We start from the raw sequence: 11,824 nt of genomic DNA, 5'->3' as shown, positions 1-11,824 counted from the left end.
TCGAGTATCAGCGCATCGCCTGAATCCCTTCAGACGTCGGCATCGATGACGGCGAGCGCCGCGTCGATGCCTTTGCCGACCACGAGTTCCTGGCCCAAGGAATTCATCGCGCCGCCAAGTGCCGTCAGCGCCGCAATCGCATAGATCGGCTGGGCGGTCGGGCCCATATGGCCGATACGTGTCAGCTTGCCCAATGTTTCGCCACGGCCCGACGAAAACACCACGCCGTAGCGGGCGCGCGCCGCCTGGCGAAGCGCCTTCTCATCAATGTCTTCTGGTGTCCGGACGGCAGTCGTGGTTGGCGCTGCGATATTGTCGCTGGCGGCCCAGATCGACAGACCCATGGCGGCGACGCCCGCGCGCATGGCCCTGGCGGTCAGCGCGTGGCGCGCCCACACCGCTGCCGGTCCCTCGTTGAGATAGAGGTCGAGCGCGACGTCGAGCCCGTTCATCTCTGCGACGGACGGCGTGAAGGGAAACGGCTTGTCCTTCGACCAAGCATGCTCCCAGTCGACGATGCTGAGCATCGACGCGCGTGGCGCCAGTGGATTTGCCTTCATCTTGGCCCAGGCGCGCTCGCTGACGCCCATCATCGTGAGGCCGGGAGGCGCGCCGAGGCATTTGTTCGGGCCGGTGACGTAGATGTCGGCCTTGCAATCCTCAGGATGCGTTTTCATGCCGCCGAAGGACGATACGGCATCGACGATCAGATAGGCGCCATGCGCCGAAACCAGCGCGCCGATGGCGTCGATCGGGTTGATGGTGCCCGACGGCGTATCGTGGTGGCAGACGGAAACGATGGTGATTTCCGGATGCGCTTCCAGCATTGCCGCAACCGCCTGCGGGTCGATCGCCTCGTTGTAGGGCACCTCGATTTCGAGGAGTTGCGGCGAATAGCGCTTGGCCCAATAGCCAAACCCCTTGCCGTAGACACCGGAGGCAAGGTTGAGCACGACGTCGTCGGGCGTGATCAGCGAGGCTGCGGCGGCCTCCAGGCCAAGGACCGGCTCGCCATGGAGAATGACCGGCCGGTTCGACAGCCGCATCGCCTTCTGCGCCTTGTCGACCACACCCTCGTAAAGGAGCTGGAACGCTGGGTCGTAGTCGTAGAGCACGGTGCGGCCGAGGGCGCGCAGCACATCGGGATAAGCATTCACCGGGCCTGCGGTGAGCGTGATGACCGGTTCGGCGTGTTCGAAATAGCGCATGGTCTTTGTCTCCGCATTGGCGGCGGTCAGCCGTAGAATTGCATGCCGGTCCTGTAGGCCTTGAAGTTATCCATGTCGTGCGAATGCATCAGCTCGGCGCCAGTCCTCGGCGAGCTTCTTCACCTTGCGCATCGAATTGAAGGCCGCCTAGCACAACGTTTCAAGGCTCTTCTGCGTTTAGGCCGCGTCGATGGTGAACATGATCGGCTTGCGCTTGGGACCGGATCGATCCCAAACGGCCTATTCCGCCCAGAGTTCGCGGCGCAGTTCGCGCCAGCTTTCTTCGTCCGGTGCGACAAGAAGGCCACCTCCGACGTGCCAAGGCAGATAGGCGCTGCCATCGAAACGCGCCGAGTAACCACCTGCCTCGGCTTGGATCAGCACACCGGCCAAATGATCCCACGGCATCAGCTTGTTGTAGACAACGAAGTGGGCGTGGCCGCTCGCCAGCAGGCGGTATTCGTGAGCCGCGCAGCGATAGCCGAATTGCGACAAGGATTTCGTCTGGTTGCGCGCCAGCCGTGACCGTTCCGGCTCGGGCATGTATTGCCAGGACACCGCGCCGGTCATTTGCGAGATCGGTGCAGGCTCGGCGACATGCACCTTCTCCAGAGTGCCATGCGCATGCCGTATGTGGCTGCCAGCACCCTTGGCGCCGATCAGCCAGTCCTTGCCGACGGGATCGTGAATGATGCCGGCGACGGTCTCGCCCTTCACGACGACGCCCAGCATCACGCCGAACAGCGGCACGCCCGAGGCGAAATTGAAGGTGCCGTCGACTGGATCGATGACGAAGGCAAGATCGGCCTCGCCGAGGCCCTGGAGCAGCGCCGTGTCGTCGGAGCAGGCTTCCTCGCCGACGATCATCGCCTGGGGGTAGCGCTCACGCAGCCTCACGGTGATGAGCCGCTCAGCATTCACGTCGGCCTCCGTCACCAGGTCGGCTGCCGAGGTCTTCTGGCGGACCTCGCCCTCATCCAGCCGTCGAAAGCGCGGCATGATCTCGGCAATGGCGGCGTCGGACAGAAGCTTGGCAAGCCAGTCGATCGCGGTGTCGTCAAATGTCATCGGGATCGTCTTGCCGTGTAAGGGTTTCGTTGAGGGCGGCGAAATCGAAGAGTTTGCGATCGAGCAGATGCGAAGGCCGCACATTGGTCATGGCGTGGATCATCGTGTCCTTGCGGCCGGGCATGCGCTTTTCCAAGTCGTCGAGCATCGCCTTCATCGCATTGCGCTGCAAGCCGTCCTGGCTGCCGCACAGATCGCACGGGATGATCGGGAATTTCATGGCGCCGGCGAATTTTTCGAGATCGGCCTCGGCGCAATAAGCGAGCGGCCGCAGCACCATGACGTCGCCGTCGTCGTTGAGCAGTTTTGGCGGCATGGCGGCGAGGCGCCCGCCATGGAACAAATTCATGAAAAAGGTTTCGAGAATGTCCTCGCGGTGGTGGCCGAGCACCAAAGCCGAGCAGCCCTCCTCCCGCGCGATGCGGTAGAGATGGCCGCGCCTGAGCCGCGAGCACAGCGAACAATAGGTGCTGCCCTGGGGAAGCTTGTCGGTCACCACCGAATAGGTGTCCTGATATTCGATGCGGTGTGGAATGGCGTATGTGTTGAGATAATCGGGCAGAATGTGTTTCGGAAAATTCGGCTGGCCCTGGTCGAGATTGCAAGCCAACAGGTCGACCGGCAGCAGCCCGCGCCATTTGAGGTCGAGCAGCAAAGCGAGCAGGCCGTAGGAATCCTTGCCGCCGGACAAGGCGACGAGCCAGCGATCGCCTGATTTCACCATGGAAAAATCGTCGATCGCCTGACGGGCGAGGCGCAGCAGCCGCTTGCGCAGCTTGTTGAACTCGACGGAGGACGGCACATCGGCAAACAGCGGATGAAAGCCGCCTGCGGCATCGGCGATCGGTTCGAGTGTTTTGGCGTCTGGCAGCATGTTCATGGCGCGTCGGCCTCAAAGTCCTTGTTGCTGCCCGGATTAACGCATCGGCCCGAAAACCGAAATCGATTTCGAAAAGCGTGATGCGCAAATAGAACGAACCAGAGCGTACTTTGTGCGTCCAAGCGGATGCACATCGCTCTAGCATGGCTGACAAAGAAAAGCTGGGCGGACCAAAACCGGACAAAGAAAAGGCCGCCTCGATGGGCGGCCTTCGATGCTGTCGCAGACGGCGCGTTCGATCAGCGCGAATAGAATTCGACGACCAGGTTCGGTTCCATCTGCACGGCGAAAGGAACATCCGATAGGCCGGGGATGCGACCGAAGGTCGCTGTCATCTTGTTGTGGTCGACCTCGATATAGTCAGGGACGTCGCGCTCGGCCAAGCCCACTGATTCCAGGACGATCACCAGCTGCTTCGACTTTTCGCGCACTTCGACGACGTCGCCCGGCTTGCAGCGGTATGAGCCGATGTTGACGCGCTTGCCGTTGACATTAATGTGGCCGTGATTGACGAACTGGCGAGCGGCAAAAATGGTCGGCACGAACTTGGCGCGGTAGACGACCGCGTCGAGACGCGACTCGAGCAGGCCGATCAGGTTCTCCGAGGTGTCGCCCTTGCGGCGATCCGCCTCTTCATAGACCTTGCGGAACTGCTTTTCCGAAACGTCGCCGTAGTGACCCTTCAGCTTCTGCTTGGCACGAAGCTGCAGGCCGAAATCGGAAAGCTTGCCCTTGCGGCGCTGGCCGTGCTGGCCGGGACCGTATTCGCGCTTGTTGACCGGGGATTTCGGGCGGCCCCAGATGTTTTCGCCGAGACGGCGGTCGATCTTGTATTTCGCGGATTCGCGCTTGCTCATCGCATTCCCTTTCAAAACAACACACCCGGAACCTCATGGTCCGGGTGAAGGAAACGCGCCCTCCTCTGGCCCCCGTTTTCGAGACCTGACAGGGTTTTCCCACGCAACGCGGCGGAAAACCCACGGGACACGTCATTTACACAAGACCTGGGAAAAAAGAGCACTTCCCAACCGTCTTGCGCACATAAAAGAAACCACCGGGCGTTGCGGCCCGGTGTTGGTGGGCTGATTAAACGGAGATTTAACCGGTGTCAAGCTTGCGGCTGGCGGATAACCGACCCGCTGCGGGCTGTGTGCTGGACCGCGGCCATCCGCGGAATCGGACCCGCCCTCCGTGTGGGTGCGGATGAGCGGCTAGTGCTTTGATTTCTTCTCGGGCAGGTCTTTACGCTTGGTCTCCGCGAATTCCTCGAGCTGCTTTTCGCTCATTGATTTGTACATTCCCTTCGAAGCGCCTTTGAGCTCACTCTTTTTGGTCTCGCCACGCTTGGCGGACAATGCCGCTCCTGCGGCTTTCTGCTGGGCTTTTGAAGTGGCTGGCATGATCGTTTCTCCCGTCTTGCAATGAGGGAAAACGCACCGGTCCGGGTGACGTTCCCAGATATCAGGAAATCGCCAGCCCAAACCCCTGCATCAGGCGGCGAGTCGGGAAATCAACCCGCTTCGACGTGAAGACAGCAAGGTCGGCGCCTTCCGGCAACGCCTCGCCGCGATTCCTGGCCTCGGTGCCCGCGAGCAGCGAGAGCGCCCGCCGTGCGATCGCCTCGGCGGGATCTAGCCAATCGACCGGCCAAGGTGCTGTCTTGCGCATGCGGTTGGCCAGAAACGGATAATGGGTGCAGGCAAGCACGACGATATCGGTCCGCAGCTCATCATGTTCGACGAAGCACGGCGCGATCTCGGTTCGCACCGCTTCTTCATCGACAAAGCCATCTCGCATATAAACCTCGGCCAGCCCCGCCAGATTATCGCTGCCAACCAGGCGGACATGGCATTTTTGCGCCCATCTGCCGATCAGGTCGCGCGTATACTGGCGCTTGACGGTGCCGGGCGTCGCCAGCACCGAAACCAGCCCGGAGCGCGTGCGTTCCGCTGCCGGCTTGATCGCCGGCACCGTGCCGACGAAAGGGTGGCCGGGAAATCTCTCACGCAACGCATCGATGACCAGCGTCGAAGCGGTATTGCAGGCGATGACCGAGATGGCCGGCGAAAAACGGTCGAGCAGCTTGCCGAACAGCTCCAGTATATGCGCCCTCAGTGCCGGTTCCTCCCAAGCGCCATAAGGGAAAGCCGCATCGTCGGCGACATAGACGAAGCGGCGGTCGGGCATCAGCACGCGCGCTTCGCGCAAAACCGTCAGGCCGCCGATGCCGGAATCGAACATCAGGATCGGGCGGGCGCTTGAGGGATCGGTCATTGTCATTTGAGTCGCGAGGGAAGGCTGGGATTGCGAGAGAGGCTGGGGACCACGTCAGGAAGATGGTCACATTCGAAGGCCATCATCCTAAAATGATGGACCGCACCAAATAACATTCGGTTACTCGTGTTTAAGCCTGGTCTTTGTCTGTCGCCTTCGCGGCGCGTGCGGCCGCCGCCGGAAGCCGCCTTGGATCATCGGCCGGCGATCCGTCGCCGCGCGGCATGGCCGGCGAAAACCTGTCCAGCGATGAGATTATGCCGCGCAGCACCTTGAGTTCCGGCTCGGCGAAGCCGGCGCGCGTCAGCACCGCGCGCAGATTGTCGACCATCTTCGGCTTCTTCGGCGCCGGGCGGAAATAGCCGCGCGCTTCGAGCGCGCCTTCCAGATACGCGAACAGGCCGTGCAATTGTTCCTTGGTCGCCGGCATCATGTCGGGGCTGGAAAAATTGGTTTTCGTCTCATCTTCCAGGCCGGACTTCATCCATTCATAGGACATCAGCAGGGCCGCCTGGGCGATATTGAGCGAGGAGAAGGCGGGATCGACCGGGAAGGTGACGATCTCGTCGGCCAGGCCAACCTCGTCGTTGTAGAGCCCGAACCGCTCGCGGCCGAACAGGATGCCGGTGCGCTGTCCGGCTTGCTGGCGCGCCCTTAGCGCCCTGCCCGCCTCGACCGGTCCGCGCACCGGCTTGAAATTATCGCGTGCGCGCGCCGTGGTGGCGAAGACGAAATTCAGGTCGGCGACCGCCGAGGCCAAATCGTCAAATACCCTAGCGGCATTTATCACATGGTCGGCCCGGCTCGCGGCAGCGCGCGCCCTTTCGCTCGGCCAGCCGTCGCGCGGATTGACGAGGCGCAGCTCAGACAGACCGAAATTCGCCATGGCGCGCGCGACCATGCCGATGTTCTCGCCGAGCTGCGGCTCGACCAGGATGATCGCCGGGCCTGCGGCAGGAGGGAGGTCGTTGCTGGCTTGCATGGCTGTCAATGAACTGCTGTTTGCGGCATTTCAGCGTCCCCTGCCATATCCGGCCGCGAAAATGAAGCTTTCACAAAGAGTGGCCGATGGCGATGGTGAAGCACGCCCGCGCGGATCGCCGTTTGCGCGGCCAAAAATGCTTTGATATACGGGCCCATCCCCGGCCGAAAGCCATGCGGGCAAGGCCGTTCCGATCCCAACAATGAGGCATTCTTTCCATGGCGAAGATCAAGGTGGCGAACCCGGTCGTCGAACTCGACGGCGACGAGATGACCCGCATCATCTGGCAGTTCATCAAGGACAAGCTGATCCACCCCTATCTCGATCTGAAGCTTGAATATTACGACCTCGGCGTCGAGCACCGCGACGCCACCAACGACCAGGTGACCATCGAGGCGGCCAATGCCATCAAGAAACACGGCGTCGGCGTGAAATGCGCGACGATCACGCCCGACGAGCAGCGCGTCGAAGAATTCAAGCTGAAGAAGATGTGGAAGTCGCCGAACGGCACGATCCGCAACATCCTCGGCGGCACCATCTTTCGCGAGCCGATCATCATGAAGAACGTGCCGCGGCTGGTGCCCGGCTGGACCAAGCCGATCATCGTCGGCCGTCATGCTTTCGGCGACCAGTACCGCGCCACCGACTTCCGCTTTCCCGGCAAGGGCAAGCTGACGATCAAGTTCGTCGGCGAGGACGGCAATGTGATCGAGCATGACGTGTTCGATGCGCCGGCCGCCGGCGTCGCCATGGCAATGTACAACCTCGACGAGTCGATCCGGGAATTCGCCCGCGCCTCGCTGAATTACGGCCTGCTGCGCAATTATCCGGTCTACCTCTCGACCAAGAACACCATCCTCAAGGCCTATGACGGTCGGTTCAAGGACATTTTCCAGGAAGTCTACGAGGCCGAGTTCGAAGCCGAATTCAAGGCGAAAAAGATCTGGTACGAGCATCGGCTGATCGACGACATGGTCGCCTCCAGCCTGAAATGGTCGGGCGGCTATGTCTGGGCCTGCAAGAACTATGATGGCGACGTGCAGTCGGACACTGTGGCGCAAGGCTTCGGTTCGCTCGGCCTGATGACATCGGTGCTGATGACGCCGGATGGCAAGACGGTGGAGGCGGAGGCCGCACATGGCACCGTCACCCGTCACTATCGCCAGCATCAGAAGGGCGAGGAAACCTCGACCAATTCGATCGCGTCGATCTTCGCCTGGACACGCGGCCTCGCCCATCGCGCCAAGCTCGACGACAATGCCGAGTTGAAGCGTTTTGCCGAGACGCTGGAAAGGGTCTGCATCCAGACCGTCGAGGCTGGCTTCATGACCAAGGATCTGTCGCTGCTGATCGGTCCCGACCAGCCATGGCTTTCGACCACCGGCTTCCTCGACAAGATCGACGAGAACCTGCAGAAGGCGATGGCCTGACGCATGACCCTGAAAACCGGAATCATTTTCGGACAGGATCATGCGCAAAATCAAAGTGCTACAGCGTCCTTTGCGCGTATGAAAAGACGCGCGCTGTAGTGAGCATCATGAGCAAACCGGTCGTCTACGGGGCGGACTATAGCGTCTACGTGCGCATCGTCCGCCTCGCGCTCGCGGAAAAAGGCATCGACTACGAACTTGTGCCGGTCGACATCTTTGCGGTGGACGGCATTTCGGGCTGGTATTTCGACCATCACCCGTTCGGCCGCATCCCTGCCTTCGAGCATGACGGGTTCCGCCTATACGAGACCAGCGCGATTGCCCGTTATGTCGACGGGGCCTTTGATGGCCCGGCGTTGCAACCGGTCGAAATTCGGCCTCGCGCAACCATGAACCAGATCATCGGCCTGCTCGACGCCTATGCCTATCGGGCCATGGTCTGGGATGCGCTGTCGAGCGGCTGGAGAAGACGGCGCCTGACGAGGCTTTGATCGCCGCCGGACTTCGGCAGGCGAGAACGACACTACGGGCGCTCTCATCGCTGAAAGCCGAGGGGCCATGGCTGTTGGGCGAGCAACTGACGCTCGCCGACCTGCATGCCGCGCCAATCATCGGCTATTTCGTCAAGGTCGCCGAAGGGCGGAAGCTGCTGGCCGAGTTTCCCGATATTCGGGCATGGTGGGACCGCATCGCTCAGCGTCCAACCTTTTCCGGAACTAAAAAGGCAGGGTGAGGCGAATGGCAGCTGCTCATTCGGGAAGGTAGATTTCCGCCTTCATGAAGGTCTTCGCACGACCTGCGATCAGCACGCGATCTCCAGCCAGGTCACACAGCAAATGCCCGCCGCGCTGCGAACATTGGAATGCCGACAGATGCGTCTTGCCGAGTTTTTCAGACCAGTAAGGCACCAGTGTCGCATGAGTTGACCCAGTCACCGGATCCTCGGGAATGCCCGCTCCGGGCACGAAATAACGCGAGACGAAATCATGGGCTCGCCCAGGCGCGGTAATGACCAGGCCAAGAGGATGAAGGGTTCCGATCCTAAGCAGATCGGGAACGAATGACCGTACGGATGCCTCGTCGACAAGCTCGACAAACAGGTTTTCGAAATTGCGGAAGCTCGTAGGGTTGCCCTGGAAAGCCCGTTCGGCAAACGCGTCGACTTGATACATCGTCAACGTGGTCACATTATCCCCGCCGCCATTTCGGCCCGCCCTACTGGTACATGTTCACGCCGCTTCCAGCGCCGCTTTCACTGCAGCGATCGCGTTCTCGGCCTTCGAGGCATCCGGGCCGCCGGCCTGGGCCATATCGGGTCGACCGCCGCCGCCCTGCCCGCCCAATGCCGCGGATGCCACGCGGACCAGATCGACGGCGCTGAAGCGGCCGGTCAGGTCGTCGGTGACGCCGACCACGACGCTCGCCTTGTTGTCCTCGCCGGCGCCAACGAAGACGACGACGCCGGAGCCGAGCGACTTCTTGCCGGCATCGGCCAACGGCTTCAAATCCTTTGGCGCGACGCCCGATACCGCCTTGCCGAGAAAACCGACACCGGCAATGGTTTCGTTTTCCGCAGGCACGCCGGCTGGCGAGCGGTCGCCCAGCGCCAGCTTCTTGCGCGCCTCGGTCAGGTCCTTCTCAAGCTTCTTGCGCTCGTCAAGCAGCGCCTCGACGCGGGCCGGCACGTCGGCCGGCGAAATCTTCAGCGTGGCAGCGACCGCCTTCAGCCGCCTGTCCTGTTCGTCGAGATGCTTTCTGGCCGCCTCTCCGGTCAGCGCCTCGATGCGGCGTACGCCAGCGGCGACAGCGCCCTCCGACACCAGCCGGACCAGGCCGATATCGCCGGTGGCGCCGACATGGGTGCCGCCGCAGAGCTCGACCGAATAGGGCTTGCCGGCCTTGTCACCGGCAACCCCGGTGCCCATCGACACGACGCGGACCTCGTCGCCATATTTTTCGCCGAACAGCGCCATGGCGCCCTCGGCAATCGCGTCATCGACGCTCATCAGCCTCGTCGTCACCGGGCCGTTCTGCACGACGATCTCGTTGGCCATCGCCTCGACGCGTTCCAGTTCCTCGGCCGAAATCGGCTTGGGATGGGAAAAGTCGAAGCGCAGCCGTTCCGGCGCGACCAGCGAGCCCTTTTGCGCGACATGGGTGCCGAGCACCTCGCGCAGCGCCTCGTGGACAAGGTGGGTCGCCGAATGGTTTGAGCGAAGTCGCGTGCGCCTGATATGGTCGACCTTCAACTCGACCGCTTCACCCGTCTTGACGGTGCCCTTGGTGACCTTGCCGAAATGCACGAACAGGCCGTCGCCCTTCTTCTGCGTGTCGGTGACGTCGATAGCAAAACCTTCGCCCGAAATCACGCCGGTGTCGCCCATCTGGCCGCCGGACTCGCCATAGAAAGGCGTCTGGTTGACGACGACGCCGACGGTTTCGCCGACAACGGCGCTCTCCACCGCGGCGCCATCCCTGACTAGCGCCTGAACGATGCCTTCTGCTTGCTCGGTGTCGTAGCCTAGAAACTCGGTCGCGCCCGCCTTCTCGCGCACCGCGAACCAGACGGTTTCGGTGGCCGCGTCGCCGGAGCCGGCCCAGCTCTTCCGCGCCTCGGCCTTCTGCCGCTCCATCGCCGCGTCAAATCCCTCAAGATCGACCGAAACCCCGCGTGGGCGCAGTGCGTCCTGAGTGAGGTCGAGCGGGAAGCCATAGGTGTCGTAGAGCTTGAACGCTGTCTCGCCGTCAAGCCGGTCGCCGCTGCCGAGCGTCTCGGTCGCGTCGGCAAGCAGGCCGAGGCCGCGCGCCAGCGTCTTGCGGAAGCGCGTTTCCTCGAGCTTCAGCGTCTCTGATATCAGCGGCTGGCCGCGCACCAGTTCGGGATAGGCTTGGCCCATCTCGCGCACCAGCGCCGGCACCAGCCGCCACATCAGCGGCTCACGGGCGCCCAAAAGCTGCGCATGGCGCATGGCGCGGCGCATGATCCGACGCAGCACGTAACCGCGGCCTTCGTTCGACGGCAGCACGCCGTCGGCGATGAGGAAGCTCGATGCGCGCAAATGATCGGCAATGACGCGGTGGCTCGCCCGGTTCTTGCCTTCCGCCTTGACGCCGGTCGCCTCTTCCGAGGCACGGATCAGCGCCTTGAACAGGTCGATGTCGTAATTGTCGTGCTCACCCTGCAGGACGGCTGCGATGCGCTCCAGCCCCATGCCGGTGTCGATCGACGGGCGCGGCAGTTCGATCCGCTCCGCCTTCGTCACCTGCTCGAACTGCATGAAGACGAGGTTCCAGATCTCGATGAAACGGTCGCCGGCCTCATCCGCGCTGCCGGGCGGGCCGCCCCGAATGTCGGCGCCATGGTCGTAGAAGATTTCCGAGCACGGGCCGCAGGGACCGGTATCGCCCATCGCCCAGAAATTGTCGCTGGTGGCGATCCGGATGATCCTGTCCTCCGGCAGCCCGGCGATCTTCTTCCAGAAGCCCGCGGCCGCGTCGTCGGTATGGTAGACGGTCACCAGAAGCCGGTCCTTGGCGATGCCGAACTCGCGGGTGATCAGGTTCCAGGCAAGCTCGATGGCGCGCTCCTTGAAATAATCGCCGAAGGAGAAATTGCCGAGCATCTCGAAGAAGGTGTGGTGACGGGCAGTGTAGCCGACATTGTCGAGATCGTTGTGCTTGCCGCCGGCGCGCACGCATTTCTGCGAGGTGGCGGCGCGCGAATAGGGACGGCTTTCCAACCCCGTGAAGACGTTCTTGAACTGCACCATGCCAGCGTTGGTGAACATCAGCGTCGGGTCGTTGCGCGGCACCAGCGGGCTCGACGCCACGACCTCGTGACCCTCTTTGCGGAAATAGTCGAGAAATGCCGACCTGATCTCGTTGACGCCACTCATGAATACTGCCTTTTCGAGAGATCCGCCGATTGCCGGCGGAAAACAGACATGGCCTTTTAGCGGTCGCACCGCACCCTGTCCAGAAA

10 protein-coding genes and 2 pseudogenes are annotated in these 11,824 nt (G+C 62.2%); 2 read left to right on the top strand and 10 right to left on the bottom strand.

The features are described from left to right. Positions 1–29 precede the first annotated feature (29 nt). The 8 genes and pseudogenes from EOA85_RS14430 to EOA85_RS14395 all read right to left on the bottom strand — a co-directional run bounded on the left by EOA85_RS14430 (position 30) and on the right by EOA85_RS14395 (position 6,412). Positions 30–1,208: an alanine--glyoxylate aminotransferase family protein gene (locus EOA85_RS14430; protein WP_127209884.1), complete on the bottom strand. Its 1,179-nt coding sequence runs from the start codon at positions 1,206–1,208 to the stop codon at positions 30–32. A gap of 26 nt (positions 1,209–1,234) precedes the next feature. After that, positions 1,235–1,427, bottom strand: a pseudogene (locus EOA85_RS14425) (N-acyl homoserine lactonase family protein); the annotation flags it as partial. Between the two features lie 21 nt (positions 1,428–1,448). Next, positions 1,449–2,276, bottom strand: a complete 828-nt coding sequence (locus tag EOA85_RS14420; RefSeq protein WP_127209883.1) for an inositol monophosphatase family protein — start codon at positions 2,274–2,276, stop codon at positions 1,449–1,451. Then, positions 2,266–3,156, bottom strand: a complete 891-nt coding sequence (gene ttcA, locus EOA85_RS14415; protein WP_127209882.1) for a tRNA 2-thiocytidine(32) synthetase TtcA — start codon at positions 3,154–3,156, stop codon at positions 2,266–2,268. The genes EOA85_RS14420 and ttcA overlap by 11 nt, the downstream gene beginning before the upstream one ends. Positions 3,157–3,395: 239 nt before the next feature. Then, on the bottom strand, positions 3,396–4,013 hold the full coding sequence (gene rpsD / locus EOA85_RS14410; protein ID WP_065008131.1) for a 30S ribosomal protein S4: 618 nt from the start codon (positions 4,011–4,013) through the stop codon (positions 3,396–3,398). A 354-nt stretch (positions 4,014–4,367) separates the two neighbouring features. Beyond that, positions 4,368–4,556, bottom strand: a complete 189-nt coding sequence (locus tag EOA85_RS14405; protein WP_095521667.1) for a DUF3008 family protein — start codon at positions 4,554–4,556, stop codon at positions 4,368–4,370. Positions 4,557–4,617: 61 nt separating this feature from the next. Further along, positions 4,618–5,430 carry a glutamate racemase gene (gene murI / locus EOA85_RS14400; RefSeq protein ID WP_127209886.1) on the bottom strand — a complete coding sequence of 271 codons (813 nt, stop codon included), beginning with the start codon at positions 5,428–5,430 and terminating at the stop codon, positions 4,618–4,620. A 130-nt stretch (positions 5,431–5,560) separates the two neighbouring features. After that, complete coding sequence (locus tag EOA85_RS14395) at positions 5,561–6,412, bottom strand: RNA methyltransferase (RefSeq protein WP_127209881.1); 852 nt, start codon at positions 6,410–6,412, stop codon at positions 5,561–5,563. Between the two features lie 218 nt (positions 6,413–6,630). On the opposite strand from EOA85_RS14395, the gene EOA85_RS14390 reads away from it, so the two are divergent. Together EOA85_RS14390 and EOA85_RS14385 are read left to right on the top strand one after the other, a co-directional pair. After that, positions 6,631–7,842, top strand: coding sequence for an NADP-dependent isocitrate dehydrogenase (locus EOA85_RS14390; protein ID WP_127209880.1), 1,212 nt, complete (start codon positions 6,631–6,633; stop codon positions 7,840–7,842). Positions 7,843–7,949: 107 nt separating this feature from the next. Beyond that, positions 7,950–8,575 (top strand): annotated as a pseudogene (locus EOA85_RS14385) (glutathione S-transferase family protein). A gap of 16 nt (positions 8,576–8,591) precedes the next feature. On the opposite strand, the gene EOA85_RS14380 reads toward EOA85_RS14385, so the two are convergent. Continuing rightward, positions 8,592–9,014, bottom strand: coding sequence for a PhzF family phenazine biosynthesis protein (locus EOA85_RS14380; RefSeq protein WP_127209885.1), 423 nt, complete (start codon positions 9,012–9,014; stop codon positions 8,592–8,594). Between the two features lie 57 nt (positions 9,015–9,071). Then, a complete protein-coding gene (gene alaS / locus EOA85_RS14375; RefSeq protein WP_127209879.1) occupies positions 9,072–11,738 on the bottom strand; it encodes an alanine--tRNA ligase in 2,667 nt (888 codons plus the stop codon). Positions 11,739–11,824: the final 86 nt, after the last annotated feature.

The organism is Mesorhizobium sp. M5C.F.Ca.IN.020.29.1.1 (assembly GCF_003997375.1).
Classification (GTDB): Bacteria; Pseudomonadota; Alphaproteobacteria; order Rhizobiales; family Rhizobiaceae; genus Mesorhizobium; species Mesorhizobium wenxiniae.
Note: the sequence above shows the minus strand (reverse complement) of the source record. Positions and strands in the feature narration are given on the sequence as shown.

Excerpts from the sequence above, each read along its gene's own strand:
- EOA85_RS14420 (WP_127209883.1), bottom strand. The coding sequence starts at position 2,276 with ATGACATTTGACGACACCGCGATCGACTGGCTTGCCAAGCTTCTGTCC.
- murI (WP_127209886.1), bottom strand. The coding sequence starts at position 5,430 with ATGACCGATCCCTCAAGCGCCCGCCCGATCCTGATGTTCGATTCCGGC.
- ttcA (WP_127209882.1), bottom strand. The coding sequence starts at position 3,156 with ATGAACATGCTGCCAGACGCCAAAACACTCGAACCGATCGCCGATGCC.
- EOA85_RS14395 (WP_127209881.1), bottom strand. The coding sequence starts at position 6,412 with ATGCAAGCCAGCAACGACCTCCCTCCTGCCGCAGGCCCGGCGATCATC.
- EOA85_RS14405 (WP_095521667.1), bottom strand. The coding sequence starts at position 4,556 with ATGCCAGCCACTTCAAAAGCCCAGCAGAAAGCCGCAGGAGCGGCATTG.
- EOA85_RS14430 (WP_127209884.1), bottom strand. The coding sequence starts at position 1,208 with ATGCGCTATTTCGAACACGCCGAACCGGTCATCACGCTCACCGCAGGC.
- rpsD (WP_065008131.1), bottom strand. The coding sequence starts at position 4,013 with ATGAGCAAGCGCGAATCCGCGAAATACAAGATCGACCGCCGTCTCGGC.
- EOA85_RS14380 (WP_127209885.1), bottom strand. The coding sequence starts at position 9,014 with ATGTATCAAGTCGACGCGTTTGCCGAACGGGCTTTCCAGGGCAACCCT.
- EOA85_RS14390 (WP_127209880.1), top strand. The coding sequence starts at position 6,631 with ATGGCGAAGATCAAGGTGGCGAACCCGGTCGTCGAACTCGACGGCGAC.
- alaS (WP_127209879.1), bottom strand. The coding sequence starts at position 11,738 with ATGAGTGGCGTCAACGAGATCAGGTCGGCATTTCTCGACTATTTCCGC.